Origin of the sequence: Brevibacillus borstelensis, from assembly GCF_003710865.1 — a bacterium.
GTDB lineage: Bacteria > Bacillota > Bacilli > Brevibacillales > Brevibacillaceae > Brevibacillus > Brevibacillus borstelensis.
On the sequence record NZ_RHHO01000011.1, the window covers coordinates 226,066 to 251,962 of the forward strand.

A 25,897-nucleotide genomic window follows, 5' to 3' on the forward strand; every position below is an offset into this window, starting at 1 on the left:
TCGTTTTACTTGCTTTGCCAAAAGTCCTGCGGTTCCCGATGCTGACCGTCAGGCCACTTATCCGATCATCAAAATCTCGCGAATGTCCTGTTCCGTCAGGGACGACAACGCGGCCTCACCAGGCTTGACCACTTCCTCGATCAGATGCTTCTTTTTCTGTTGAAGCGCGTACATCATCTCTTCCACGGTCCCTTGGGCGACGAGGCGAATGACTTGGACGACATTCTTTTGGCCGATGCGGTGGGCACGGTCGGCTGCCTGTTCTTCCACAGCGGGATTCCACCACAGATCATAGAGAATGACGGTGTCCGCTCCCGTCAGGTTCAATCCGGTGCCCCCTGCCTTTAGCGAGATGAGGAACAGGTCTCGTTCACCCTCGTTGAACCTGTTGCACAGCTCAATCCGCTCTGCCGCTGGCGTTTTCCCGTCCAGATAAAAAAACGGCACTCCCTGACAGCCAAGCTCCCTTGCGATCATTCCAAGCATTTCGGTAAACTGCGAGAATACCAGAAGCCGCTTTCCCGCGCTGCGGCATTCCGCGACGATCTCCAGCAGCTGCTCGAATTTGGCCGAGCTTCCTGCGTAGTCCTCGATGAAAAGGGCAGGGTGGCAGCATAGCTGACGAAGACGGGTCAAGCCAGCCAGAATTTTGATCCGGTTTTTATCAAAGGTCTCCTCGTTCAGATGCTTGAGTGTCTCCTGCTGCAGCTTGGACAAATAGGCGACGTACAGCTTTTTCTGCTCCGGAAGCAGCTCGGAGGCTTGCAGCGACTCGATCTTGTCAGGCAGCTCCTTCAGCACGTCGGCTTTCACCCGGCGCAGCAAAAAGGGACGAACTCGCTTCGCAACCGCTTCCCTCGACATGTCGTTGAATGCCCGTCGTCCCGGAAACAGTCCGGGGAACACCGCATCGAAGATTGACCACAGCTCCTCCAGCGAGTTTTCCACGGGTGTTCCGGTGAGGGCAAAACGGTACTTGGCCTGGAGCTCTTTGACCGACTGCGCCGTCTGTGTGGCGTGGTTTTTGAAGGCCTGCGCCTCGTCCAGGATAAGCGTATGAAACGACTTTGACGCATACAGCTCGACATCTCTCCGCAGGAGCGGATACGAGGTAATGATCACATCTGCCTGGGCGGCATCCCGAATCTTCCTGCTGCGCTCTGTCTTGCTCCCGTCCGCGATGACGGCCTTTATTTCCGGAGCGAATTTCTTCAGCTCGTTTTTCCAATTGTACATAAGCGAAGCGGGTGAGATGATCAGCGCTGGGAGCTGCCGGCTTCTGATCTCCGGCAGTACGGAGACGAGAAAAGCAATGCTTTGCAGCGTCTTTCCAAGCCCCATATCATCCGCGAGAATACCTCCGAAGCGGTAGTGGGCCAGCGTCTTCAGCCATTGGAAGCCGTACTTTTGATAGACCCGAAGCACAGATGCCAGACTGTCCGGCACAGGGAAATCGAGATTGTCCGGATTGCGCATGTTTTCCAGGAGATGGCGGAACGATTTGCCCAGCTTGACGGCATTCCCTGGTCTGTGGGAATCGATCAGATGAAGCCCCCGGGCTACCGGAACGCGGAAGTCCGAGCCTTTCAGCTCTGCAATGCGGATGCCCATGTCGTCGATGAAGCGGCCGATTTCCCGAAACGCCTCATTCTCCAGCGGTACAAACGCTCCGTCCGGCATCCGGTAGTATTTGCGCTTTTCCTCGATGGATTGGAGCAGTTGGCGAATGTGCGACTCCGGGATCCCGTCTATATCAAACTTGAATTCCAGCCAGTCGGTTCGTTCATCCAGATTCACCGTTACCTTTGGCGGAGTGTACCCGGTATGCAGTCTTGTTTTCACGGCAGAGGTGGCGTATACCGTCAGCAGCTTCTCCAGCTCGGGAACGACGTGGTACAGAAATTCGTACTGAGCGTCCTCATCCTCCATGAAATAGCCGCTCTCCGTCCTGATAAAAGGGGATTGCTCCATCAGCTCCAGGATTCGCCGCTCCTGCTCTCCGTCCCGCATGAGGATGCGTTCGGCGCCGCGATGCTGCCCGTCTCCCTCCAACGGATTGATCACAATGTCGCCGTATTGAAACTCCAGACCGGCGAGCAGTCGATCCTTTACCCGGTCCAAATACAGCTTGGCTTTCAGTTGTGTTTGGATGATGCGCTCAGAGACGGAGCGGGCGATGCTGACGCTGCCGAGCTTCATCAATCCGGGTGCGACCGTAACCATGAATGGCTCCATCTGTCCTGCCGGAATCAGGATTTGCCGCTTGCGGGAAGCCTCAAGCATTTGTTTCAGCTCCGCCAGTCGCTTGCACTGGTCGGCTGGCAGCTTGATCAGCTTCCCTTCGGAAAGAACGACTCCGTACGATTCCATCACGGTGATTAAATCCAAGCCCTGGACGTCCAGTTGAAAGCTTTCCGAGTCGGCCTGGTCGAACGCAAAGCAAAGCGGGATCAGCTCATCGGAGATGTGGACTCCTGCGAATGCTTGCTCTTTGTCCATCACCTGCACGTTCGGGGCGGACGTGAGCAGGGGAAGAAGCGACTCCCACATGAAAGGGGGAATGAACAGCATTCGTTCGCCGCTTTTGTTCCTCGTTTGCAGGAGGTACGCGCTCACGGTTTCGCGGTACAGCTTTTCGTTGTGAAAAATGTGAATCAGCTGTCTGATGACGGCATCGTCTTCTTTTTGAAAACGGTGAAGCTCAGGGTCGTAGGTGAAGTGCTTGGAAAAGACGAACGGTTCTCTGCGCTCGATACACTCGAGGAACTCCTTTATTTTCTGGACGACGTACAGCCGTTTTGGCCCGACCTTGAGCTCGATGCCGAACATCTGCTTGCGGTAGCCGTACAGGACAGGCTTCAGAGTGAAAGACACATCGAGGGCTGTCCGGGTATCAAAGAGCGGCCGCACATGATTCGGGCGGGTCGGTTTTTCGCCGAACAGTCCCAGAACGCGGTTGGTCAGCTGTACATCTCCCGCAGAAATCCCGGAGGAGGGCTGGGTGGCAGAGAAGCGGGGTTCCCGCTCTCCGGAAGTCCCCGAATACGGATTTTCCAAGGCTTCTGATCGCCGTCCGGCCCCTTGCGAGTAGCGATTCATGAGCTCGTTTTTCTCCATATCCTCGATGCCGTGCAGGACGGCGGCAATGTGCTGGCAGAACTGATCATAGGAACCGAGCGAGGGACAGGTGCATTCCGCCTCTACGTTCCCGTCCGGATGAAACTCGACAGCGACCTTGTAGCTGCTGCCTGTTCCTTTGACCGTGGCTTCATAGACGGAAGCTTCGGGATCGTATTGCGTAAAAGTTACTTTTCTGGCCCGGTAATACGCTTTTCCTCTGTCGGAAGAGATCCGGCCGCACAAAGACGTGATGATCCCTTTAGTCAAATGAAAGCCCATGGATTTAATCCTTCCTCGATAAAATAGTCCTGTCTCTTATGATAACACACAAGAGAGCCCCTCTGGACTGAGTACCGGTATCGATACTGAGCCAGAGGGGCGAGTGGGGGATCAGGCGTATGTTTGTCCAGGGTTTAAAACGTAGGCAGGTTGTCCAGATTGTTCTCCTTGATTCCGTCCGGCTCGCTCCGCAAAATGTCACGGCCGTATTTGTGGAAGACGTCGACATGGGCAAGCTGACCTGCCTTTGCCTCCTGCAGGGCTGTCACATAGTCCAGCTCCCGTCCCGTATTTGTCTTGAAAGCGATCAGATCTCCGTCGTCATTTTTGCGGACGGCAACGATGCTCTCCTTTCCATCGGCGGATAGCGGCGCTCCTGTCCCACCGCCATTCTCCTGCCGGGCCTGCCGCTCGCCCTCTGCCTTGTAAGCGGCGTAAATCTGTTCAAAATCTCGTTGGTCCATTGCGCAGTCCCTCCTTTTTTATAGGGTGCCTTGCCAGGGAAGGAAGATACATTCGTTTTGCGCTAGAAAAAGAGATCGTGTATGAAGCTGATCAAAAAAATGAAAAAAACAATGCTCGAAATGATGCGAGTCATGTCGACCCGAAATTGTGAAGGCTCATAATCGCGCTTAGACAAAGCAGTGCGAGGATACAGAGCGGTAAGCCCTGTGATCGCTAAAAAGAAGAGGTAAAACAAGAAATCGAAAATAGACCCCATGGATAAAATCACCACCCGTTACTGGTCATTTACGGATTGGCTCGGGAGACGGTTTCACAGTCCATGAGTGACATTCTATCAAAGGGTGCGGTTTGTAAAAAAGGCAAATATTGCAGCAGCAGCCGTTAGCTCGCGCAGGATGGGGAAGCCGGTTGCACAAAAAAACAGGCAGAACACCGTCTAAGACGATGTCTGCCTGCTATGGGTGGGTGCTGTAATGGAAATATTGGGTAAAGCTTATGCGTTTACCGGTTTGCCTTCGTCGAGAAGCTGACGCAGAACGGTTTGCAGAATACCGCCGTTGCGATAGTAGTCTACGTCAACCATGCTGTCGAGGCGTACGATTACGTCGAATTCGAAGCTGCTGCCGTCTTGGCGAGTCGCTTTCACTTTGACGCGTTGGCCAGGCTGAACATTGTCAGAGAGGCCGAGGATGTCAAAGGTTTCGCTGCCATCGATGCCGAGAGACTTCCAGCTTTGACCGTCTGCGAATTGCAGCGGCAGTACGCCCATGCCTACCAGGTTGGCGCGGTGGATGCGCTCGAAGCTTTCTGCGATAACAGCCTTGATGCCGAGCAGGAAGGTGCCTTTTGCCGCCCAGTCGCGGGAAGACCCTGTACCGTACTCTTTACCGGCCAGAACAACCAGTGGAGTACCGTCTGCTTGATATTTCATGCACGCATCGTAGATGGACATGACTTCGCCCGTCGGCAGGTATTTGGTTACCCCGCCCTCGGTGCCAGGTGCCACTTGGTTGCGGATACGGATGTTGGCAAACGTACCGCGCATCATGACATCGTGGCTTCCGCGACGAGCGCCGTAGGAGTTGAAGTCTTTGCGTTCTACGCCGTTTTCTTGCAGATAGCGGCCAGCCGGGCTGGTCGGCGAGATGTTTCCGGCAGGGGAGATGTGGTCAGTTGTGACAGAATCACCGAACAGCGCGATGGTGCGTGCTTTCAGTACTTCGTCGATGTGACCTGCGTCTCCAGCCAGGTTTTTGAAGAATGGAGGCTCCTGGATGTAGGTGGATTTTTCATCCCACTCGTACAGATCGCCTGTCGGAGCGTCGATTTTGTTCCACTCTTCGTTCTGTGTGAATACTTTTGCGTATTGCGCACGGAACAGCTCCGGATTCATCGCTTTGCCCATTGCTTCGTTGAGCTCTTGCGGAGTTGGCCAGATGTCTTTCAGGTAAACGGGTTGACCGTCGTTGCCGATGCCGATCGGATCTTTGGTCAGGTCGATGTTCACGTTGCCAGCCAGCGCGTATGCGATAACGAGCGGAGGAGAAGCGAGGTAGTTCGCTTTCACCTGGGCGTGAATACGGCCTTCAAAGTTGCGGTTACCGGACAGGACAGCCGCTACGGTCAGATCGTTGTCAGCGATTGCCTTGCTGGTTTCTTCCGGCAGCGGACCGGAGTTACCGATACAAGTGGTGCAGCCGTAGCCGACGACGTTGAAGCCGATGGCGTTCAGAGAGTCGATCAGACCAGCGTCGATCAGGTATTGGGTAACGACACGGGAACCTGGAGCCAGGGAGCTCTTCACGAACGGAGGCTTTTTCAGGCCTTTTTCAACCGCTTTCTTCGCCAGAATACCTGCGCCCAGCATAACGCTCGGGTTGGAGGTGTTGGTACAAGAAGTGATTGCCGCGATAACGACGGAGCCTGTTTTCAGGGTCGCAGTTTCACCGGTCGGATAGGTTACTTGCGCTTCAGCAGCGATTTTCTCTTCGGACAGACCGAAGCCGCCTTTTTCGATTGGCGTACGCAGGCTTTCGTTGAAGGATTCCTTCATGGAAGTCAGCTCTACGCGGTCTTGCGGGCGCTTCGGACCAGCCAGGCTCGGTACGACGGTGGACAGATCCAGTTCCAGTGTTTCGGAGAAGACAGGATCTGGCGTGTCGTCTGTACGGAACAGGCCTTGTGCTTTGGTGTAGGTTTCCACCAGATTGATCAAGGACTCTTCACGGCCGGTTTGACGCAGGTAGTTGAGCGTTTCCGCGTCTACCGGGAAGAAGCCCATGGTCGCGCCGTATTCAGGAGCCATGTTGGCAACCGTAGCGCGGTCAGCCAGCGAGATGTTGGACAGGCCAGGACCGTAGAACTCTACGAATTTGCCGACAACGCCTTTTTTGCGCAGCATTTGTGTTACAGTCAGTGCCAGGTCGGTAGCGGTAGAGCCTTCTTTGAGGGTACCGGTCAGCTTGAAGCCGACGACCTCTGGCGTTACGAAATAAAGCGGTTGGCCGAGCATTCCTGCTTCTGCCTCGATACCGCCAACGCCCCAGCCGAGTACGCCCAGACCGTTGATCATCGTGGTGTGGGAGTCGGTACCTACGAGGGAGTCAGGGAAAGCGACGAGCTCGCCGTTTACTTCGCGGGTAGCGATTACCGATGCGAGGTACTCCAGGTTTACCTGGTGAACGATACCGGTCGCAGGAGGAACCGCACGGAAATTGTCAAAAGCGGTTTGAGCCCAGCGCAGGAAGCGGTAGCGCTCCTGGTTGCGTTCAAATTCCAGCTTCATGTTGTTATCGAGAGCTTTGTCGTTTCCGAAATCGTCAACCATGACGGAGTGGTCGATAACGAGATCAACCGGTACGAGCGGGTTGATGCGCTTCGGATCTCCACCGGCGCGCTTCATGGCGATGCGCATAGCGGCGAGGTCTACGACAGCAGGAACACCAGTAAAGTCTTGCAGGACAATACGGGCAGGCATGAGCGGCACTTCTTGATTGCCGTCGCGTCCTTTTGTCCAGTTTGCCAGTTGTTGTACGTGTTCTTTGGTAATGGCGCGGCCGTCAAACTGACGAACTGCCGCCTCCAACAGGACTTTGATCGAGAATGGCAGCTTGGAGATCTCGCCGATTCCTTGTTCTTCCAGGCCTTGCAGGCGGTAGTATGCGTACGCTTTATCGCCCACTTGCAGGGAAGACTTCACGTTGTAAGCATCGTGTGTAGCCAATGTGCATAACCTCCCTAATTATTTCGGGGTTTCATCTGGTGAAACATAGTTTCGTTTCTTCATTACGAACCTATTATACTCGATTTGTTTCCCCGCTTCTACCCCAAATTTCATCCTTTATACACAAAATCACTCGGAAAAAACACGATGCCGCTTTGACGGTAGAGCTAGGAAAAATAACCAGACTCCATGTATTATCCCGTTTACATTCCGTTTACATTCATGCGGTATCGTTTCTCCATGCATAAAACCGGATGGGAAGTGAAACGAACGGGAAAATCGCCGCATTGCCAAAGAAATGGTGCAAGGGTGTTGGGGGAATCAAGCGGAAAGCTTTAGGAGAGGAGAAATCATTATTTATGGAACAGACACATACGCAAACGAAGACAAAAACAGGAAACTGGCGCTCTTTTTACGAGCTGATCAAACAGACCAACCCGTCCAAGCTGAAGTTGGGCGTGGCCTTGTTCATGAGCATCGCCACGACGCTTGTCAGTCTGGTGATCCCGCTGTTTACGCGAAATCTTGTGGACAGCTTTACGCTCGCTTCGATCACCACCGGACAGATTGTGCTGCTGGCCGTGGCCTTCATCGCCCAGGTCATCGCAGGAGGGCTGACCATCTATCTTTTGAATCACGTGGGGCAAAGCATCGTCGCCGCTCTCCGGGACAGGCTGTGGAAAAAGCTGCTCGTCCTGCCCGTAAGCTATTATGACAACCACCGGACCGGGGAAACGATCAGCCGGATGACGAATGATACCGGAGTCGTAAAAGGGCTGATCACGGATCACCTGTCCAGCTTTTTCACCGGGATCATCTCCATCATCGGTTCGGTAGCGACGCTTCTCTACCTCGACTGGCAGATGACGCTGACGATGCTGATTGCCGTTCCGCTGTCACTGCTCATTTTGGTCCCGCTGGGGCGGCAGATGTACAAAATATCGAAGGGACTGCAAGACGAGACCGCCAGCTTCACCACCATCATGAATCAGGTGCTGTCGGAAATCCGTCTCGTCAAGGCATCCAATGCCGAGCCGCACGAGTACCAAAGCGGCAAGCGGGGAATAGAGAACCTGTTCCGTTTCGGATTAAAGGAAGGCAGAGTACAGGCGCTGATCGGTCCGCTCATTTCGTTTGTCCTGATGGTGCTTTTGGTCGTCATCATGGGATATGGAGGAATGCGCGTTTCCACGGGCGCTTTGACGGCAGGAGAGCTTGTCGCGTTTATTCTTTATCTGGTTCAAATCATCATGCCGCTCGGGCAGTTCACCCAGTTCTTTACCCAGCTGCAAAAAGCGATGGGTGCGACAGAGCGGATCATCTCCACGCTGGAAGCCGATGAAGAAGACCACGCTTCGGGACGGCCGCTGGAGGATGCGGGGCTGCCGATCCATATCGACCGGGTGACGTTTGCCTACGAAAACGGGGAGACCATTCTCGACGATGTAAGCTTTCGGGTCGAGCCGGGGAAAGTGACGGCGATCGTCGGACCGAGCGGCAGCGGGAAGACGACTTTGTTCTCCCTGATCGAAAGGTATTATCAGCCGACTGGCGGAACGATCCGGCTCGGCGACAGCCCGATCAGCGACTATACGCTGTCGTCGTGGCGGAGCAAAATCGGTTACGTGTCCCAGGAAAGCCCGTTGATAGCAGGGACCATCCGGGATAACATCTGCTACGGAATCTCGCGTCCTGTCAGCGAGCAGGAGTTGAGGCAAGCTGCTTCGATGGCATACGCCGATCAATTCATCGACGAGCTGCCGGAAGGATATGACACACAGGTCGGCGAAAGAGGCATGAAGCTGTCGGGCGGACAGCGTCAGCGCATCGGCATCGCCCGGGCGCTGCTGCGCAACCCGCAAATTCTGATGCTGGACGAAGCGACCTCCAGTCTGGACAGCAAATCCGAGATCATCGTGCAGCAGGCGCTCAACAATTTGATGAAGGGACGCACGACACTCGTCATCGCCCATCGCCTGTCTACGGTCGTAGATGCCGATCAGATTGTCTTTCTGGAAAAAGGAAGGATTACCGGAAAAGGAACGCACGAAGAGCTGCTTGAAACACATGCGATGTATCGCGAATTTGCCACGCAGCAGCTGCGAATGAAACAGGAGGTGTAGGCAAATGGCCAAACTGCTGGTTGTCGATGACGATCCGCATATTCGCGAACTGGTCAGGGTCTTTTTGCAAAACGAAGGCTTCGATATCCTGGAGGCAGCCGACGGTCAGGAAGCCATGGCTATCATGGAGACGGACCAGGCGGATCTGGTTATCCTCGACATCATGATGCCCCGTATGGATGGATGGGAGCTATGCCGCGAGCTCAGGAAGCATTACGACATCCCGCTGCTCATGCTGACAGCCAAGGGAGAGACTGCGCAAAAAATCAAAGGCTTCGAGCTGGGAACGGACGACTACCTCGTCAAGCCGTTCGAACCGGCGGAGCTCGTTGTTCGCGTCAAGGCGCTGTTAAAGCGGTACCGGATCGCAGCCTCGCACACGGTACAGGCCGGTTCGCTGCAATTGAACCGGAAGACATTTGAAATCGGGATGGGCGGCCAAAAGCTGACGATTCCTCCCAAAGAGTTCGAGCTGCTGTTCAAGCTGGCCAGCTATCCGGGGCAGACCATCTCCCGCGAGCAGCTGATCGAGCAGATTTGGGGCTTTGACTTCGAGGGCAATGAGCGAACCGTCGATGTGCACATCAACCGCCTGCGGGAACGCTTTCCCGAGTCGGAGTGCGGCTTTCAGATTCGAACCGTTCGGGGGCTCGGGTACCGACTGGAGATCAGGCCATGAGAGTTCATCCGCACAGGAAGGTGATATGGCTCAGAGTCCTTGGCGTCATCGGCTTTGTCATCTACATCAATCTTTGCTGGTCTGCTGCGTATTGGATTACGCAAGGCCTGTACCCGAAAATCGGGATCGAGCCTTCCGAGTTTGTCAGGGGACTGGTCAACTCCTTTTTGGGCTTTCTCATCTTTTTTTGCTCTATGTTTCTTCTTTCACGGCTTGTCAGGCCGCGGCATGTGGAGCTTTTCCAACTGCTGATCGACGCATTGAAACGGATCGCCAAAGGGGATTTCAGCGTCAAGCTCGATATCAAAATGGAGCACCAGTGGGGGCAGCTCGTCGAGAACATCAACCATATGGCGGAGCAGCTGAACGAAATGGAGCAGATGCGCCAGGAGTTCATCTCCAACGTCTCTCACGAAATCCAATCTCCGCTGACCTCGATCAGCGGCTTCGCCCGCGCCTTGCGAAGCGAGCATCTCACCCGCGAGGAACAGCTCCATTATCTGGATATTATTGAAACGGAAAGCAAGCGCCTGTCAAAGCTGAGCGACAATCTGCTGAAGCTCACATCGCTGGAAGCGAGGCAGCATCCGATGGAGCGGAAGCGCTACCGTCTCGACGACCAGCTTCGGAGCATCATCCTGGCATGTGAGCCGCAGTGGCTGGAGAAAGGCATCGAGCTGGACGCAGAGCTGGAAAAAGTGGAGCTCGTCGCGGACGAGGACATGATGAGCCAGGTTTGGACCAACCTGCTCGGCAACAGCATCAAATTTACTCCCCCGGGCGGTACGATCAGCGTCCGTGCCCAGAGAATAGGGGGAGAGGTGGTCGTGCAGATTTCCGATACCGGCATCGGCATTTCAAGGGAGGATCAGGAGCGGATATTCGAGCGGTTTTTCAAGGCGGACAGATCGCGGAATCGGGCCGTTGGGGGCAGCGGACTTGGCCTTTCCATCGTAAAAAAGATTGTCGATTTGCATCAGGGAAAGATTGCCGTACAGAGCCGGCCAGGCGAAGGAACAACCTTTATCATCACATTCGCGGAGGACAAGAAAGTCCCCTCTCTTCCTTAAAAAGAAGGGGACTTTTTGCAATGCTCGCCGTGCGCTCAAGCTCCGATATACCTGGCATGGAGAGTGCGGGCCAGACTGACGTCATCCGTTCCTTGCACGAGCACCCGCCCGTCTGGAAAGACGACCAGCGTGTGCGGGTCTACGTGGAAGCGCAGGAGAAACTTGTTGCGTTCCACCTGGCCCAGCGGGGAAAGCCGTTCAGCGACCACATCCAGATCAAGCGACATATTGCCGGCAGGGGAGATTTGCACCGTATCCCGGCCGCACAGGGAGACGGCTTGGCCCTCTTGCGAATCCGGCTGCAAAAAGGAGAACTGCCGCTGGCCGCATGTCGGACAGTCATCGCGACGCCCGTTCGCCACCTTGATCTGGTGGTGGCGATTGTTCCACAAGTCGAAATGCTCCAGATTGGGGTTTAGCGCATCGGTGTCCCCGACCAGGATTTTGAGCGCTTCTGTCGCCTGATAAGAGGCCACGATGTGAATGATCGGGCCAATTACCCCGGCCGTATCGCAGGTCGCCATTTCACCCGGATTGGGCGGCTCCGGAAAGAGACACCGCAGGCAAGGCGTCACGCCCGGGCGAATGGAGGCAAACGTGCCGGTCGCGCTGACCGCTCCGCCGTACACCCAGGGAATGCCGTGTTTGACACAGACGTCGTTTACGAGATAGCGCACCTGGAAGTTGTCGGTGGCATCCAGCACGAGATCGACATCGGCGAGCAGAGACTCCGCATTGTAGGCGGTCAAGTCAGCCACGACAGGCTCGATCGCGACTTCGGAATTGATCCGCGTCAGCTTGGCGTGGGCTGCGATGGCCTTGGGCAAATGCTGCCGGGCATCGTCCTCGTCGTAGAGCATTTGCCGCTGGAGGTTGCTCGGTTCCACAAAATCGCGGTCGATGAGCCGGACAAAACCGACGCCTGCGCGAACCATGTGATTGGCGGACACCGTACCCAGCGCTCCCATGCCGACAATCGCTACACGGCTTTGCGACAGCCGCTCTTGTCCCGCGCGGCCGATAGGAGGAAACAGGATTTGACGGGAATAACGCGTATTCACGGTAGGTTAGCTCCTTTCCACGTCATCCGGAAGCGCTGTCGGGTTCCAAGGTCCTTGCTGATGGCCCTTCCACTCGCTGCCGTCCTCCCAGATTTCCTTCTTCCAGATCGGTACGATCTGCTTCAACCGCTCGATCGCGTATTCGCCAGCCTCGAAAGCCGCTTTTCGATGCGGCGTCGCTACGGCAGCGACCACCGCGATCTCCTCGATGGCAAGCTCGCCGATCCGGTGATGCATCGCCAGCTTCGTACCCGGCCACCGCTCTTCAACCTCGGACGCGATCTGCTTCATTTTTTCCACTGCCATTGGCTCGTAGGCTTCATAGGCAAGCAATACGGTACGCTGGCCGTGCGTGAACTCCCGGACGGTTCCGACAAAAGCGAGGACAGCGCCGGCATGCGGATTGGACACGAGCTTGACCAGTTTGTCAGCGCTCAGCGGTTCGGTCGTGATGGCAAAACGAGGGTCCTGACCGCCGCTCACAGGTGGCAATATGGCGATTTCGTCTCCGGCCCGGATGGCCGTATCCGGCTTGGCATACTCTTGATTGACGGAGATAAAGCAGCTGCCGAGCAGGGAGGACAGCGCAGGGTATTGGCTGGATGCGGCTTGCAGCAGGTCCTGTACGGTTGCTCCCTCCGGCAGTGTCAGTTGTATCGTTCGCTCGCCGGCCAGCTCGGCCAAACCGGCAAATAAAAGGACAGATATTTGCATGTAGCACTCCTCGTTTCCCAAGGGTTATTTATAGGAAGGAAAAGCTTCTCTCTACTTGTGACGATAACATAATTGCGCCTAACTGCCAAATCAGAGAGCGACTTCTTGCAGATTCCCGATTGATTTTCTACAGTGCTGAATGTAAGGTTAGATTATCGAAAAAGAAGGGCATTCCCAGGCGGAAAGCAAATGGGAGGAAGAAATGAACGACGAATTAACGCATTTTAACGATCAACAACGGGCCAAAATGGTGGACGTCTCCGAAAAAGAGGTAACCAAGCGGGTAGCGGTGGCTGTCAGCAAAATCACGATGAAGCCGGAAACGCTGCTGCGCATTCGCGAGGGGCAGATTGCCAAGGGGGATGTATTGGCTGTCGCACAGGTAGCCGGAGTAATGGCTGCGAAAAAGACGTGGGAGATCATCCCGATGTGTCATCCGCTGCCGCTGACGGGCATTGACATCCGCTTTTCGTATGCGGACAAAGCGACATTGGATATCGAGGCAACCGTCAAAACGACCGGCAAGACCGGCGTGGAGATGGAGGCACTGACAGCCGCAAGCGCAGCCGCGCTCACCGTTTATGACATGTGCAAGGCCATGGACAAGGAAATGGTAATCGGGCCGACGTATCTCCAGAGCAAAACCGGCGGGAAAAGCGGAGATTTTTATCGGAGCGAGGCGTAAACATCAGATGAGTCGACTATGGAATTCCTATCCGCGCAGCATCCGGCTTCTGGCCGTTGCTGCCGTTATTCATTCTACGGGCATGGCCTGTATCTGGCCGCTGGTGACGATCTACATCCACGATTTTCTCGGGAAGCCGCTCACCGTAGCGGGTGTTCTTTTGATGCTGAATCAGGGAGCGTACCTGATCGGCAGTCTGACAGGCGGGGTTCTCTTTGACCGCTGGGGGAAAATGCGCACAGTATACGCCGCGACAGCGGGAGCGGTAGCCGTAGCTGTGGCACTGGGCTTCACAACCAGCTTTCATACGTATACGGTCTTGCTGCTTTTGAACGGATTTTTCTCCGGCATCATGTTTCCTGTGCTCAATGCCCTGATCGGCCTCTTGTGGCCTGACGGCGGCCGCAAGGGCTTGAATACGGTTTATGTGGCACTCAATATCGGGGTAGCGATCGGTTCCGCCTCGGCGGGAATGCTGGCGAGCATTTCCTTTGCCTGGACTTTCTTTGGAAATGCGGCGCTGCAGCTGGCAGTTCTGTTTCTCTTTATCTTTTTGAGCCGCACGGTCGATCTTGAGCGCGGTCAGGAAAAAGAAGGCCGGCTCGTGGCAGCGTCGGCGAAGCACACAGAGGAAGGTGAGGGGGCACAGCTGCCTGCCGCGGGATTGGCGGAGAAGGCCGGCGGATCAAAAGGGGCCGCGGCGGCAATGGCGACGGATGCCGCTCAAGCTGCCGGTCGCCCGATGGCATGGCTAGCGCTCGGTCTGTTGTCGGCAGGGTTGTTGGTCTGCTGGATTATTTACTCGCAGTGGACGACTGTGCTGTCGGCGTATATGCAGTCGCTGGGCATCACGCTCAGGGAGTACAGCCTGCTGTGGACGCTGAATGGTGCTTTGATCCTGTTCGGGCAGCCGTTTATCTCCTGGGTGATCAGGCACTTCGCCCGTACGCTGAAAGCGCAGTTGCTGTTAGGCGCCTACGTCTTTTCGCTCTCCATGCTGATCTTGTCTCAGACGACGGTGTACGCCGGTTTTTTCGTGGCCATGTTTGTCATTACACTGGGTGAAATGCTGGTGTGGCCTGCCGTCCCGACCATCGCTGCCGAGTTGTCTCCACCGGGACGTGAAGGGTTCATTCAAGGCCTCATCGGGGGCGTAGGCTCAGGAGGACGCATGGTCGGCCCGCTGATGGGCGCCGTGATCTTTGAAGCGCTCGGAGCAAATGGGATGGTCTACTTCATGGCTGCTTTGGCTTTGGTCGCTGTCGCTTGCTTTACCGTGTACACGTCCTTTGTAAAGCGTCCTGAGATGAAGGCAGCTCTGCCTGCTCCGGAGAAGCTCGGGTCATGACAAGCAATGCTTGGACGGATACTCGTAGCTGTCAGGCGAAGACCAGCAGGCTTTCAGCCGAGGCCGCTCAGGCTGTCAGTCGAGGCCCCTCAGCCTGTCAGTGAGGCTCCTCAGTTTGTCAGTTGAGGACCGCCAGGCTGACAGTTGAGGACTGCCAGGCTGTCTAACGAGGCCCTGCAGGCTGCCGGGCCAGCAACAGCAAAGCAGCCCGGGCCATGGTTCGGGATATTGTATTGACACTCCCAACCTGCTCAAGTAGTATAGTAGACATTCAAAGTAAATAGGTTGCTGTTAACTTATCCAGAGAGGTGGAGGGACTGGCCCGATGAAGCCCGGCAGCGGATCTTGCAGGATATTCTGCAGATGCTGTGCCAATTCCAGCAGGAGCGATCCTGACAGATAAGAACGTGGAGACGCACGATCCGCCCCTTTTTCTGTTCAGGAAAAGGGGCTTTTTGCATGCCTGCTTCGATGTCTGGATTATTTTTGCGAAAGAAAGGATAGAAAGCCAATGCGCATCCAACCATCTGCCATGGTGGACCGACTGCCGACGCAGTTTTTTGCCACGCTGGTAGCGAAAACAAACAAGGCCATCGCGGCCGGACATGACATTATCAATCTTGGACAGGGCAATCCCGATCTCCCGACACCGCAGCATATCGTGGAAGAGCTGAGCGAGCAGGCCAAGCGCCCTGTCCATCACAAATACCCGCCGTTCAGCGGCAGGCTGGAGCTGAAGCAGGCCGTCGCCCACTGGTACAAGGAAGAGTTCGGCGTGGAGCTGGACGCGGAGGAAGAGGTAGCCATCCTGTTTGGCAGCAAGACAGGTCTGGTTGAGATTTGTCAGGTGCTGCTGAACCCCGGGGACGTCGCTTTGGTGCCCGATCCAGGTTATCCGGATTACTGGTCCGGCGTGGCTGTAGCTGACGGCCGCATGGTCATGATGCCGCTCAAGGCTGAAAACGCGTTTCTTCCGGATTACGGCCAGTTGAAGCCGGAAGATTTGGAAAAAGCCAAGCTGATGTTCCTCAATTACCCGAACAATCCGACGGCGGTCAACGCTCCGGTGGAATTTTTTGAAGAGACCATCCGCTTTGCCCGCAAGCACGAGATCGTCGTCTGCCATGATTTCGCCTATGGTGCGATCAGCTTTGACGGCAAAAAGCCGGTCAGCTTCATGCAGGTGCCGGGGGCAAAAGAAGTAGGAGTGGAGTTTTACACCCTGTCGAAAACGTACAACATGGCCGGCTGGCGCGTCGGGGCTATGGTCGGAAACAAGGAGCTCGTACGGCTGGTCAATTTGATTCAGGACCATTACTTTGTCAGTCTCTTCGGCGCTGTGCAGATGGCGGCGGCAAAAGCGATGACCGGCTCGCAGCAATGCGTACATGATCTCGTCTCCGTCTACCAAAGCAGGCGGGATGTGCTGTTCGCCGAGCTCCACCGGATCGGTTGGCAGGCCAAGCCTTCAGAGGGCTCGTTTTTCAGCTGGCTGCCTGTTCCCGAAGGGTTTACATCGGTCGAGTTTTCCGATTTGCTGCTGGAAAAGGCTCATGTGGTGGTTGCGCCTGGCGTCGGTTTTGGACCGACGGGCGAGGGGTATGTGCGCGCGGCGCTTCTTTCCAGCGAAGAAAGGCTGGCGGAGGCAGTGCGAAGGATTGAGAAGCTGGGGCTGTTTGCTCGGTAAGCTTGTTGGCGGGCTTCGGGTTATCTTGCTCCTTGTCCAGGGGCCGCGGTGGGGAGAAGCCTGGAAACAGGCTTCTCCTGCGATTCGGGGTGGCACAACAGGCTGAATCAAGCAGGATACTCACGGATAAAGCAGGCTTGATTCGAAATGATACTCACGGATGCCAAAACATAATGACGGCAATCTTTTCAAGAAAGACAGCCTTATTTTTCGTGAATAGCGGAAGCCATACTTGCAACATAAAGCATGGCTTCCCAAGCAAAAGGCCCGGAGCTATGATCGCTCAGGGCCTTTATGATGGCTTGATGGAATCAGGTGATACCCCAGGCCAGCTTTATGGACTGGGCGGGATCGGCGGTTGCCAGTTCAAGTCTATGTACCGTGTTTCGATGGTTTGCAAAGCGAGCTTCAGCTTTTGCGGAGGCTGCTCCATTCCTTTGACAATCAGGGTTTGGACCAATACGACTCCCTTGTCTGAATTCTCCATATACGTCTTGGCAAAATCGGTCCGAACGTCGAAACGCTTGCCGTTTTCGTCATACAGATTCCAGTAAGGGAAGCTCTCCAGTTTTCCCAAGCCCTTCAACTCGATTATCCAGACGGGCTCGAATTTGCCTACAAAAACCCGTCCCACCGTACTTTTGCTTTTTCTCCTGTTTCTTACCTCTACAGCCCGGTTTACCACCAAAAGAAAAGCAGGAAACATCTGCACAAGCATCGATACCCCCAACCAAAGTAGTCGCGAGTAAAATCCGACGATTTCGACCGAGCCATCGCTCGACATAGCTAAAACCTATTCCGCCGATAGATTTGTGAGATTGGACTTATGACGGCCGCAGTGATAAAACAGGTATAAGCGAAATCTAGGGGGAACCGAACATGGAATATTCATTTTCCAAATCAACCAGCGCACTCAGCTCCTCGGCCGTGCGCGAAATCCTGAAGCTGACACAGGGCAATCAAGTATTGTCTTTGGCAGGCGGCCTGCCGGCAGAGGATTCTTTTCCAATCGAAGAAATGAGAGAAGCCTTCAATCGCGCTCTGGATCACGGAGCAAAATCGCTGCAATACGGCTTGACTGACGGGTACATTCCGCTTCGGGAATGGGTTTCGTCCCGCATGAAACAAAAGCATATGAATGTTGGCGTAGAAAACATGCTGATCACTACCGGCTCCCAGCAGGCCGTCGACTTGCTCTGCCGTGTCTATCTGGACGAAGGCGACGTCGTGCTGGTAGAAAATCCAACGTATCTCGCGGCCGTGCAACTGTTCCAATTTCGCGGCATTCGAGCTATTCCGGTGGATGGAGATGCGGAAGGCATGGATATGGAGGACCTTGCCAGAAAAATCGCACAATATCGCCCGAAGATGGCCTATGTCATTCCGACGTTTGCAAACCCGACAGGAAAGGTTTGGAGTCTGGAAAAACGCTTGGGACTGCTGAAACAATGCCGGGAAAACAACATTTTGATTCTGGAAGACGATCCGTACGGGGAAATCCAGTTCGACGGCGAGGCGCCTTATCGCAGCATTTTTTCTCTCGATGAGCATCCGGACGGATCGGCTGTCGTCTACACCAGCACCTTCTCCAAAATCGTCGCTCCGGGTCTTCGAACGGGGTGGGCGATTGGAGACAGCCAGGTGATTCAGATGATGGTAAAAGCCAAGCAGGCAATCGACTTGCAGTCCAGCACAATCGACCAATTTGCTCTGTATGAGCTGCTGTCCCGGTTTGATTTGGAAAGCCATATTCAAAAAATCCGCGACTCGTACAAAGAGCGGATGGAGTGGATGCACGAGCTGCTCTGTCGTCAAACCAGCGGCATGAAGTGGAATAAACCGAGAGGCGGAATGTTCCTCTGGGTAGAGCTGCCGGAGCATGTACACTCCGAGAAGCTGCTGGCGCAGGCTGTCAAGGAAGGCGTCGCGTTTGTTCCCGGTATCCCGTTCTACGCGGACCAGCCTCAAACGAATACGATGCGCCTCAACTATACGCTGCTGGATCGGGAACATACCGAACTGGCGATCAACCGCTTGGGCAAAGCGTTTGCGGAGTACAGCCAGCTAGTCGCTCACTAGCGATAAATGAATACGTGGATCGAATAAAACAGGGTGTCCCGAAGTCTTTGACGACGGGGGCACCCTGTTTTTTGCAGCCTCGGTTATTATTCTTCTGTTTCCTCCAACGTGCAGATCGCACTCGGCCGCTTGATGCGGAGCACGACACACTCATAGACGCGGAACAGGCTGTTCATTTGCTCGTCTCCGAGGAAGGACGTATCGAAGTCTTCCGCAATAGCCAGGTCAAGGTTGTGACGGCCGGTTGCGACCAGGACGCCGGATCGGCCCTTGATGGTCGGGGATTGGAAGACGCCGTCGGTGACCAGATTGCGGACGTGCTCGATTTCCAGTACATTCGTTCCCTTGTGTACGCGGTGCAGAAGCGAGTACAGCTCAGGGGAGACGACCAATGCGTATGGACCGCTGTGTCCCATCTTCAACAGCTTGTTGCGCGCTTCCACGATGTCGGCAAAGGCATTGCCCGACTCCATCCAGTCGCTCTTCAAGTGGGTGAGACGCCCCTTCACATTCATCAAGCCCGGCAGGTCCAGACCCGGGGAGCCGTTGAAGATCAGGTCATCCTCCATGAGAGCACAGCCGGCTGCCGCATTCGCAGCGGCACTCATATCCAGCGGCATACCCAATGTCCGGGCTTGGGCCACATCCCGCCAGTACAGCATGAAGTCTTTGTACAGGATGGGAATGGTCAGGCTGACCCGTTTGCTGGGCTGGGTCATTTCCAGCGATTCGCCGCGCAGGTTCAATCCGCCAAAGCGGGACTCGTCGTAAATATCGTTGGTAATCGTCTGAATGCCCTCACCGAGCGGGCCGTAAATATCGAGAAAGCGGCGGCCAACCAGCTGGCGTCGCGCCATATCAACAACGGTTTCATCCAGTTGCTTCCATTCATCGTGAGTCAAAGGGGAATCGGGATATTTGCGGAGCTTGTCCATTCCACATACCTCCAAATCGTTTCTGTTTACCTGCCGGAATCTGCAAGCAAAGTTTAAAACATGCCTTTTAAGCTGCCTACAGTCAGGCCCTTTCTGCCTGTTTTGGCTGCTGGGGCGGCAGCAGTCTTGCCGGTATTGGCAACTGCCGGAGAAGAGGAGGCTTTCAGATGATCCACCTGGTGGATATCGTATCCCTCGTCATGATCGGTCAGATCAGGCCGGTGCACATCCGAGAAACGCTCGCTTAGCGCTGCCATGATTTCCTTTACGCGGAGGTAGTCCTCCTGGGTGGATTCGCGCATGCTGTTTAGGAGCTGGCGGGTTTCCTCGTCTTTGAACTCATACAAAGATAGCTCCAGATGCTCGCGAAAATTGTGCAAGCCGAACCGTTCGAGATTGATGTCGGATAAAAGGCGGGACAGTTCGCGGTCGCTGAGCTGTTCCGCTTTTTTTGCCTCGTCGAGCGAGCCTATGTAGGGAATCAGCTCCTGCAAACGGCCGAGGCGCTGTTCTTCTTCCTCCAGGATGTGGTGGTAGTAGAGTCGCGTATGCTCGTCCTGTGCAGCATCGATAATGGGCTGGATAATCTCCGCAAAGCGGTCGATATAGCCCCTGGTTCGAGAAAATATGGCGTGCAGTTGTGACATTTCTTGCACCCGACGCCACCTCCTTGCAGGTGATTTGTTTCATTATAACGTTGGAAAAATAAACCGGGCAACCTTTATCTGCATGTATCTCCTAGTTTGTGTCAGTCTGAAAAACTTATCATGGAGAGTATTGTCAAAGCTAAATGGGAATGATAATATTTATCAATAAGAGTGATATTCATTATCAATTAGAAATGAAAGCCATAGATATACACAACAAAAGTCGATAAACCAGGTTAGGAGGAAAAAACATGTCATCTATTCTCGTCATTGGCGGAGACCGCCTCGGAAATATTGTAGACTTTTTGGAGGAGCAGGGTTTTACCAATATTCATCATGTGACGGGGCGGAAAAACTCCCAGACCGGCGTAAAAATCCCTACTGGCATTCACATGATTTTGGTGCTGACGGATTTCGTCAACCACAATCTGGCCAAGACCGTAAAAAGTCAGGCAAAGGACAGGGAGCTGCCGATTCTCTTTTGCAAACGTTCCTGCTCGGCGATCGCGAAGGCTTTGGTTCAGGGAGCATAAATACATACCCCCCGCTGTGGAAAGACTACAGACTGATATGTACACCAAACGGGGGAATGAAAGGTGAAGCAAAACAAGCTTGACGAATTGCCGATTGCCAAACTGTCCGAGCAGCAGCTTCAGCATCTGCGAGCAGCGGAAGAAGAGATCACCAAAGAAGGCACAGATGTCTACCTGATCGCTTTTGAAAAACAGGCCCCGTCCCAGTGACGGGGTTTTGCTTTGAAATTGGCTCCGCCAGGCCGAGGGCTCCGACGGAACGGAGCCGGGGACTTGGCGGGACCTTTCCTCTAAAACACAAATTGATCCAACTGCTGTTTCAATGCATCGATTCCGATGGCAAATCCAAGGCATTGGCTGGACTGGATGATAAACGCGTTTAGCCCTACGACTTCTCCATTCAGATTGATCAAGGGACCTCCACTGTTGCCGGGATTGATGGCGGCATCGGTCTGGAAAATTTCGTCATACATTCGTTTGGCGACATGGAGACGGCGATTTTTTGCACTGATGATGCCCGCTGTGACGGAGTTTTCCAAACCGAGCGGTGAACCGTCTGTTCCTGTAGGAGCAAACATCTTTGCCGTTACCGGTAAAAAATGGCCCGCACTTTCACCGTACGCTGCTTCTTTTTTCCTTGGGTCGTCCAAGCCTCTGCCTCCACTCGCTCCAACAACAGCAGGGCCAAATGCCGGCGTTCTTCACGCGCAGCCTGCTGCCATATCCATTTCCAATCTGTCCATTGCCGCCAGTCGATTGCTCCGGGAGCAAAGAAAGCCTCATTTCCACCCGAAGACATCTCCTGCTCCAACCGCCTCAAGTCCTGCTGCCTTGCTGCGAGCTCCTCCAGCGTAATCACGCCTGCCTCATACGCTTTCATCCAGCGCTGCCGTTTTTTGGTAATCTGCTTGCGATCATCGGCAGCCGCTGTAGAGGACCTGCACCTCTCCTGAACGATGCGGCGAAAGACCGAGCCCATTTCCTCTTGTGCAGAAGAAAGCTGCCCAAGCACCTCGTCCTCCAGCCGGTCTTCCCGGAGTGCAGGCGCCTGACAAATGCCGTTGGCTCTGTTTTTGCACAGGTAATAGATGTGACGATACCGCTTTCCGCCGCCTTTGCGGATATCTGCTGTTTTCCCGCGCATCTCGGCTTTGCAGCGGGCACAGTATAACAAGCCGGAAAAAACAAACGGAGAGGAAAGGACTCTCGGATGCGTTCTCTGCCGCAGCCCCATCCGTTCCTGTACCTTGAGGAACGTTTCCCGATCGACAATCGCCGGATGGGCGTCTTCAACCAGAATCCATTCGTCCCGCTTGTTCTGCTGTCCGCCAGCTTCCGCGTAGTTCCAGCGAAGCGCTCCGTAGTACACCGGATTGCGCAGCAGGCGAGTCACCGTGCTGCCGCTCCATTTTCCGCCATGCTTGCCCAAATGTCCGTCCCGATTGGCTTTCTCTGCAATCTGGCCGGGCGTATAACCGGAAAGGTATTGCTGATACATGCGGCTGACCACTTTGGCTTCCTCGGGATGGGGTATGAGCTGATGGTGATGCAGCATGTAGCCGTAGGGAGGAGGACCGCCCGGGCGTTTTCGTTCCCGCGCCATTTGCTCCATGCCCAATTTGACCCGCTCTCCGAGGTTTTCCCGCTCCCACTGGGCCAGGGCGGCTACCAGTGTGATAAACAGTCTGCCGATGGCTGTTGTCGTATCGTACACCTCTGTACAGCTTTTAAAGCGGACACCGTATTTCTCAAAATCCTGAAGCAACCGGTACAAGTCGAGAACAGACCGGGTGAGCCGATCCAGCCGGTAGACCAGGACGACATCGATGCTTCCGGAACGAATGTCGCCGAGCATTCGCTGCAGGGCCGGCCTTTTCGTATCCTTGGCGCTGAAGCCCTCGTCAGCATAGATGTTGGAAAGCGTCCAGCCCTGCGAGCTGATGTAGGCAGTCAGCCGTTCTTTCTGAGCAGCCATGGAAAACCCGTCGGAAGCCTGTTCTTCCGTACTGACGCGAATGTACACAGCTGTCCTCATGGCATCAACCTCCCGGATAACGGATTGCTAGAGTTTACAAGCAGGCCGGGTTTCCTATGCCTGGACAGCTGAAAGTTTTTGCCGGGGAAAATAAAAAGCCCGCTGCGATTCGTGACGAAAACGCAGCAGGCGAGAGGGATCTGTTGGGGAGGCTACATCCACTTTTGCCCCCATTCGTGAATGGAGTCGATCACTGGCCGAAGATCCTTCCCCTTGTCGGTCAGCTCGTACTCGATACGGACGGGTATTTCCGGATACACTTTGCGTTCCAGAATGCCCTGCTCCTCCAATTCCTTCAATCGCTCGGAAAGCATTTTATCGCTCATGTGCGGAACCATTTCCCGGATATCCTTGAATCGGACAGCCCCGCGCAACAGCACGTTGATAATCAAACCGGTCCATCTCTTACCGAGAATATTGATAGCTCCTTCGTATTTGGGGCACGTCTGTTCATTCCCAAATTCTTGACCCACGATGGTGTCACCTCTGTGGTACATCTTGTTTTCCTCTTTATTGTAGCATATCAACTTGAATAAAGTAAGTAACACAATGAGACCTGGTGCCTATATTGTTTTGTCCAGAGTGTCCGGACTTATGCAAGCGCTGGCGATAAAAAGGGCGATGGCCCGTTTCCAGCCCATGGGTCTCCACTTTTTTCATTTCAACATAGACTATTCGAGAACATAGACGGAGGGTGGGTCTTGATGTCAAAAAAACCGGTAATCGGTATTCTTACGTGGAGAGAAGGGAAACGGTTTGGCGAGCCGGGATACTTGCGAAGGCTGGTGACGGCAGGAAAGCGAATGGGGGCAGAGACGTTCCTGTTTTCCCATCAGGATGTGAATACGGCTGAGAAAAAGATCAGGGGATTCGTTCCGGCAAAGGGAGGCGGGTGGGAAAGCCGCCTGTTTCCGTGGCCAGAGGTCGTCATTGACCGGTACCGAAAAAGGGAAGACGCGTACATGCGGCTGCGTCATGGCGGGGTGTTTCAGTTTGCCAACAGTCCGTTTGGAAAGAAATGGAGGGTGACTGAGCTTTTGGCCAAAGACGATCGGGTCAAAAGATGGATTCCCGAGACGTACGTGTACGCGAAAGGAAAAGTAAAGGCGATGCTGGACCGCTATCCGATCGTCTATGTAAAACCGGGCAATGGGACAGGGGGACGCAGCATCGTCAAGATCTCGCAGGCAGGGAAACACTTCCTCATTCAGGGGAGAGATCGCCGGCTGCAAAGACGGAAGGCTAGCTTTGCGACCAGGGATGGCGTGGAGAGCTGGATTCAAAAGTGGGTGCGGGAGCAGCGGATTCGAGACGGGAACTTTCTCGTGCAGCAGGGGCTCGATCTTTCGCTGGTGCCGGGCCGCGTCGCTGATGTACGCCTTTTGATCCAAAAAAACAGCGCTGGAGAGTGGGAGGTGACTGGCTCTGGAGTACGCCTCGGGGAGACGGGCAGCTCCATTTCCAATCTGCACGGAGGGGGGAAGGCCATTTCATTCCAGTCGTTCGTGGGCAAGCGGTTCGGTCCGGAGCGGACAAAGCTTATCCAGCAGGAGTGCCACCGGATGGCCCACGAGATAGCGTCTGTCCTGGAGGAAAAATTTGGGCGGATGATGGAGTTTGGTCTGGACGTAGGGGTGGATGTAGCCGGAAGAGTCTGGTTGATCGAAGTAAACCCCAAGCCGGGCCGGGAAATCTTCAGGCAGATGGGGGATACGCGCACGTATGAAGAAGCGATCGCCCGCCCCGTCTCCTTTGCGCTTCATCTGATCAACTCCGGACAGGTGCAGACGAAAGGCGGTCGAAAAACGGGGGCTTGAAGAGGCGGGAGCCAAACCCGGAACGAAGCGGTGGAGACCCCCCATGACGGTTTGCCGCTATAGCAACAGGCGGTGAACCAATGCTGATGACCCATTCACCTACTTTTGTCTCCGAAGAGTCACCGAGCCGCAATGGATGCAGCTTGCAATCCGCATCAATCTTGATAACAGCATAATCGCGGACGCGATCAGCCAGTACCCGCTTCGCCTCAAAGACACGCCCATTGTATAGTTTGACAAGGATGGTGCGCGATTTTCCGATGACGTGTTCGCTGGTCAGGATATACCCTTTGGGATGAAAGAGAAAGCCGGAACCGTAACTCCGCTCGGAAGCAAAGGGCGGATCATCGGAGACCAGACTGCGAATCAGGTCTTCTACGTTGTTGGTCTGATGATTATCTTCTGTGACGATGGAAACAACGCCGTCCCTTACCCGTTCGATAATGGGAACGAAGAAGTTGAAGGGGTGCAAACTGTTGCTCGCGGGGTATTTGGCTCTGGCATAGTTGTTCCACTTTTTACTTTTCACGTCTCTCTCCCCCTAAAGCAGATAGGTATGTATCATCTTATGGCGAGTGCGGAGGTATGGGACGCCCAAATATAATCAGTGGGATATATCAATATTTTTAATTGATATAATAAAGAATTAGCATTGGTATATTTATAAAGGAACACTTATAATTGGGTAAAGAATATTTCGAACAATACAAGCGATTTCGCAATATACGGAAACCTTCGTTTCCAGAATTGACGATTTCGCGGCGGAAACATGGAGATGCTTAGGGTATTGGAGGATGTAGAGAGATGGACGTAAAAACAATCATACTCGGTTTTCTGAATTATGGTGAAATGAGCGGCTATGACATAAAGCAGGCTTTTTCAAGCAGCATCGGCTTTTTCTACGATGCCAGCTTCGGCGCGATCTATCCGGCTCTGCGCAAGCTGGAGGAAGAGGGCTATGTGACCAAGCAGGAAATCATTCAATCGGGCAAGCCGAACAAGATTTTGTACCGGATTACAGAAGCGGGCAAGGCGACATTCAACCAGGAGATTCAGTCTGCAATTTTGCCGCCCGTTCTTCGTTCCGATATGCTGGTAAAAATTTTCTTCGGAAACAGCCGCACCGAGGCAGAGCAGAAAGAGCTGATGGAGAGCTGTCTGGAGCTTCAGCATAACATGCTGAAGCAAAGCCGGGACTCGTACGCGAAATTGCAGGACACTTTTGACGATTATCAAAAGTTTTGTTGGGAATATACGATTCATCACCTGGAAATGACGATTTCTTTCCTGGAAGAAAAAATGCCGGCTCTATTGAAAAAGGAGCATGCGTACATGGCTTAAAAGCCAGGAACCCAAGTGAAGGACCCCCAATGATGCGTGCTCAGAACAAATAAAAA

General features: G+C 54.3%; 23 protein-coding genes and 1 riboswitch. Of the genes, 11 read left to right on the top strand and 12 right to left on the bottom strand.

Features of this window, described 5'->3' with window-relative positions; translation table 11 throughout:
* Nucleotides 1-57: 57 nt before the first annotated feature.
* From EDM54_RS05910 to acnA, 3 genes are all read right to left on the bottom strand, one after another.
* Nucleotides 58-3,399, bottom strand: coding sequence for a DEAD/DEAH box helicase (locus EDM54_RS05910; protein WP_122957921.1), 3,342 nt, complete (start codon nucleotides 3,397-3,399; stop codon nucleotides 58-60).
* Between the two features lie 134 nt (nucleotides 3,400-3,533).
* On the bottom strand, nucleotides 3,534-3,863 hold the full coding sequence (locus tag EDM54_RS05915) for a DUF3892 domain-containing protein (RefSeq protein WP_003389134.1): 330 nt from the start codon (nucleotides 3,861-3,863) through the stop codon (nucleotides 3,534-3,536).
* A gap of 494 nt (nucleotides 3,864-4,357) precedes the next feature.
* The gene (gene acnA, locus EDM54_RS05925) at nucleotides 4,358-7,087 is read right to left on the bottom strand and encodes an aconitate hydratase AcnA (protein WP_003389136.1); all 2,730 of its coding nucleotides are present in this window, start codon (nucleotides 7,085-7,087) and stop codon (nucleotides 4,358-4,360) included.
* Nucleotides 7,088-7,446: 359 nt separating this feature from the next.
* Between acnA and EDM54_RS05930 the strand changes: the two genes are divergently transcribed.
* Genes EDM54_RS05930 through EDM54_RS05940 form a run of 3 tightly spaced genes read left to right on the top strand, consistent with a single transcriptional unit; the run spans nucleotide 7,447 to nucleotide 10,959 of the window.
* Complete coding sequence (locus tag EDM54_RS05930; RefSeq protein WP_122957922.1) at nucleotides 7,447-9,210, top strand: ABC transporter ATP-binding protein; 1,764 nt, start codon at nucleotides 7,447-7,449, stop codon at nucleotides 9,208-9,210.
* Nucleotides 9,211-9,214: 4 nt separating this feature from the next.
* A complete protein-coding gene (locus EDM54_RS05935) occupies nucleotides 9,215-9,889 on the top strand; it encodes a response regulator transcription factor (protein ID WP_003389138.1) in 675 nt (224 codons plus the stop codon).
* Nucleotides 9,886-10,959 (top strand): sensor histidine kinase, encoded by a 1,074-nt coding sequence (locus EDM54_RS05940; protein WP_122957923.1) that lies wholly within the window; start codon nucleotides 9,886-9,888, stop codon nucleotides 10,957-10,959. The genes EDM54_RS05935 and EDM54_RS05940 overlap by 4 nt, the downstream gene beginning before the upstream one ends.
* Nucleotides 10,960-10,994: 35 nt before the next feature.
* On the opposite strand, the gene EDM54_RS05945 is transcribed toward EDM54_RS05940, so the two are convergent.
* On the bottom strand, nucleotides 10,995-12,020 hold the full coding sequence (locus tag EDM54_RS05945) for a ThiF family adenylyltransferase (protein WP_024982875.1): 1,026 nt from the start codon (nucleotides 12,018-12,020) through the stop codon (nucleotides 10,995-10,997).
* A gap of 6 nt (nucleotides 12,021-12,026) precedes the next feature.
* Nucleotides 12,027-12,734, bottom strand: a complete 708-nt coding sequence (gene moaD / locus EDM54_RS05950) for a molybdopterin converting factor subunit 1 (protein WP_003389141.1) — start codon at nucleotides 12,732-12,734, stop codon at nucleotides 12,027-12,029.
* Between the two features lie 202 nt (nucleotides 12,735-12,936).
* Here moaD and moaC point away from each other — a divergent pair, with 202 nt between their 5' ends.
* From moaC to EDM54_RS05965, 3 genes are all read left to right on the top strand, one after another.
* A complete protein-coding gene (moaC, locus tag EDM54_RS05955) occupies nucleotides 12,937-13,419 on the top strand; it encodes a cyclic pyranopterin monophosphate synthase MoaC (RefSeq protein ID WP_003389143.1) in 483 nt (160 codons plus the stop codon).
* Nucleotides 13,420-13,426: 7 nt separating this feature from the next.
* Nucleotides 13,427-14,767, top strand: a complete 1,341-nt coding sequence (locus tag EDM54_RS05960; protein ID WP_003389145.1) for an MFS transporter — start codon at nucleotides 13,427-13,429, stop codon at nucleotides 14,765-14,767.
* 293 nt (nucleotides 14,768-15,060) lie between these two features.
* Nucleotides 15,061-15,173, top strand: a riboswitch (SAM riboswitch).
* 105 nt (nucleotides 15,174-15,278) lie between these two features.
* Nucleotides 15,279-16,454, top strand: coding sequence for a pyridoxal phosphate-dependent aminotransferase (locus tag EDM54_RS05965; protein WP_003389147.1), 1,176 nt, complete (start codon nucleotides 15,279-15,281; stop codon nucleotides 16,452-16,454).
* Nucleotides 16,455-16,788: 334 nt separating this feature from the next.
* Here the strand turns inward: EDM54_RS05965 and EDM54_RS05970 are convergent, their stop codons facing one another.
* Entirely contained in the window at nucleotides 16,789-17,172 is a 384-nt protein-coding gene (locus EDM54_RS05970) for a hypothetical protein (RefSeq protein ID WP_003389149.1), read from the bottom strand.
* 161 nt (nucleotides 17,173-17,333) lie between these two features.
* Here EDM54_RS05970 and EDM54_RS05975 point away from each other — a divergent pair, with 161 nt between their 5' ends.
* The gene (locus tag EDM54_RS05975) at nucleotides 17,334-18,533 is read left to right on the top strand and encodes an aminotransferase-like domain-containing protein (protein ID WP_003389151.1); all 1,200 of its coding nucleotides are present in this window, start codon (nucleotides 17,334-17,336) and stop codon (nucleotides 18,531-18,533) included.
* Between the two features lie 86 nt (nucleotides 18,534-18,619).
* Here EDM54_RS05975 and EDM54_RS05980 read toward each other — a convergent pair whose 3' ends face one another.
* Together EDM54_RS05980 and EDM54_RS05985 are read right to left on the bottom strand one after the other, a co-directional pair.
* Nucleotides 18,620-19,468, bottom strand: a complete 849-nt coding sequence (locus EDM54_RS05980; RefSeq protein ID WP_003389152.1) for a family 1 encapsulin nanocompartment shell protein — start codon at nucleotides 19,466-19,468, stop codon at nucleotides 18,620-18,622.
* A gap of 53 nt (nucleotides 19,469-19,521) precedes the next feature.
* The gene (locus EDM54_RS05985; RefSeq protein WP_003389153.1) at nucleotides 19,522-20,124 is read right to left on the bottom strand and encodes an IMEF encapsulin system ferritin-like cargo protein; all 603 of its coding nucleotides are present in this window, start codon (nucleotides 20,122-20,124) and stop codon (nucleotides 19,522-19,524) included.
* Nucleotides 20,125-20,366: 242 nt separating this feature from the next.
* Between EDM54_RS05985 and EDM54_RS05990 the strand changes: the two genes are divergently transcribed.
* Together EDM54_RS05990 and EDM54_RS26385 are read left to right on the top strand one after the other, a co-directional pair.
* The gene (locus EDM54_RS05990; protein WP_003389154.1) at nucleotides 20,367-20,648 is read left to right on the top strand and encodes a DUF2325 domain-containing protein; all 282 of its coding nucleotides are present in this window, start codon (nucleotides 20,367-20,369) and stop codon (nucleotides 20,646-20,648) included.
* Nucleotides 20,649-20,711: 63 nt separating this feature from the next.
* Nucleotides 20,712-20,858 carry a hypothetical protein gene (locus EDM54_RS26385; protein ID WP_003389155.1) on the top strand — a complete coding sequence of 49 codons (147 nt, stop codon included), beginning with the start codon at nucleotides 20,712-20,714 and terminating at the stop codon, nucleotides 20,856-20,858.
* Between the two features lie 80 nt (nucleotides 20,859-20,938).
* On the opposite strand, the gene EDM54_RS05995 is transcribed toward EDM54_RS26385, so the two are convergent.
* The 3 genes from EDM54_RS05995 to EDM54_RS06005 form a co-directional block, all read right to left on the bottom strand.
* Nucleotides 20,939-21,298: a S1C family serine protease gene (locus EDM54_RS05995; RefSeq protein WP_269320786.1), complete on the bottom strand. Its 360-nt coding sequence runs from the start codon at nucleotides 21,296-21,298 to the stop codon at nucleotides 20,939-20,941.
* Nucleotides 21,235-22,683, bottom strand: a complete 1,449-nt coding sequence (locus tag EDM54_RS06000; RefSeq protein ID WP_122957924.1) for a recombinase family protein — start codon at nucleotides 22,681-22,683, stop codon at nucleotides 21,235-21,237. The genes EDM54_RS05995 and EDM54_RS06000 overlap by 64 nt, the downstream gene beginning before the upstream one ends.
* Before the next feature lie 152 nt (nucleotides 22,684-22,835).
* Nucleotides 22,836-23,180, bottom strand: a complete 345-nt coding sequence (locus tag EDM54_RS06005; RefSeq protein WP_003389158.1) for a winged helix-turn-helix transcriptional regulator — start codon at nucleotides 23,178-23,180, stop codon at nucleotides 22,836-22,838.
* Nucleotides 23,181-23,387: 207 nt separating this feature from the next.
* Here EDM54_RS06005 and EDM54_RS06010 point away from each other — a divergent pair, with 207 nt between their 5' ends.
* Entirely contained in the window at nucleotides 23,388-24,500 is a 1,113-nt protein-coding gene (locus EDM54_RS06010) for a YheC/YheD family endospore coat-associated protein (protein ID WP_003389159.1), read from the top strand.
* Here EDM54_RS06010 and EDM54_RS06015 read toward each other — a convergent pair.
* Nucleotides 24,451-25,029 carry a S1C family serine protease gene (locus EDM54_RS06015; protein ID WP_003389160.1) on the bottom strand — a complete coding sequence of 193 codons (579 nt, stop codon included), beginning with the start codon at nucleotides 25,027-25,029 and terminating at the stop codon, nucleotides 24,451-24,453. The two genes, EDM54_RS06010 and EDM54_RS06015, sit on opposite strands and share 50 nt — an antisense overlap.
* A 275-nt stretch (nucleotides 25,030-25,304) precedes the next feature.
* Between EDM54_RS06015 and EDM54_RS06020 the strand changes: the two genes are divergently transcribed.
* On the top strand, nucleotides 25,305-25,841 hold the full coding sequence (locus EDM54_RS06020) for a PadR family transcriptional regulator (protein ID WP_003389161.1): 537 nt from the start codon (nucleotides 25,305-25,307) through the stop codon (nucleotides 25,839-25,841).
* The last annotated feature ends 56 nt before the right edge of the window (nucleotides 25,842-25,897 follow it).

Bases quoted from the DNA above. Each gene is read 5' to 3' on its own strand.
- EDM54_RS05960 (WP_003389145.1), top strand. From the start codon at position 13,427: ATGAGTCGACTATGGAATTCCTATCCGCGCAGCATCCGGCTTCTGGCC.
- EDM54_RS06000 (WP_122957924.1), bottom strand. From the start codon at position 22,683: ATGAGGACAGCTGTGTACATTCGCGTCAGTACGGAAGAACAGGCTTCC.
- EDM54_RS05990 (WP_003389154.1), top strand. From the start codon at position 20,367: ATGTCATCTATTCTCGTCATTGGCGGAGACCGCCTCGGAAATATTGTA.
- EDM54_RS06020 (WP_003389161.1), top strand. From the start codon at position 25,305: ATGGACGTAAAAACAATCATACTCGGTTTTCTGAATTATGGTGAAATG.
- moaD (WP_003389141.1), bottom strand. From the start codon at position 12,734: ATGCAAATATCTGTCCTTTTATTTGCCGGTTTGGCCGAGCTGGCCGGC.
- moaC (WP_003389143.1), top strand. From the start codon at position 12,937: ATGAACGACGAATTAACGCATTTTAACGATCAACAACGGGCCAAAATG.
- EDM54_RS05935 (WP_003389138.1), top strand. From the start codon at position 9,215: ATGGCCAAACTGCTGGTTGTCGATGACGATCCGCATATTCGCGAACTG.
- EDM54_RS06005 (WP_003389158.1), bottom strand. From the start codon at position 23,180: ATGTACCACAGAGGTGACACCATCGTGGGTCAAGAATTTGGGAATGAA.
- EDM54_RS05980 (WP_003389152.1), bottom strand. From the start codon at position 19,468: ATGGACAAGCTCCGCAAATATCCCGATTCCCCTTTGACTCACGATGAA.
- EDM54_RS05910 (WP_122957921.1), bottom strand. From the start codon at position 3,399: ATGGGCTTTCATTTGACTAAAGGGATCATCACGTCTTTGTGCGGCCGG.
- EDM54_RS05940 (WP_122957923.1), top strand. From the start codon at position 9,886: ATGAGAGTTCATCCGCACAGGAAGGTGATATGGCTCAGAGTCCTTGGC.
- EDM54_RS05970 (WP_003389149.1), bottom strand. From the start codon at position 17,172: ATGCTTGTGCAGATGTTTCCTGCTTTTCTTTTGGTGGTAAACCGGGCT.
- EDM54_RS05975 (WP_003389151.1), top strand. From the start codon at position 17,334: ATGGAATATTCATTTTCCAAATCAACCAGCGCACTCAGCTCCTCGGCC.
- EDM54_RS06010 (WP_003389159.1), top strand. From the start codon at position 23,388: ATGTCAAAAAAACCGGTAATCGGTATTCTTACGTGGAGAGAAGGGAAA.
- EDM54_RS05930 (WP_122957922.1), top strand. From the start codon at position 7,447: ATGGAACAGACACATACGCAAACGAAGACAAAAACAGGAAACTGGCGC.
- EDM54_RS05915 (WP_003389134.1), bottom strand. From the start codon at position 3,863: ATGGACCAACGAGATTTTGAACAGATTTACGCCGCTTACAAGGCAGAG.
- EDM54_RS05965 (WP_003389147.1), top strand. From the start codon at position 15,279: ATGCGCATCCAACCATCTGCCATGGTGGACCGACTGCCGACGCAGTTT.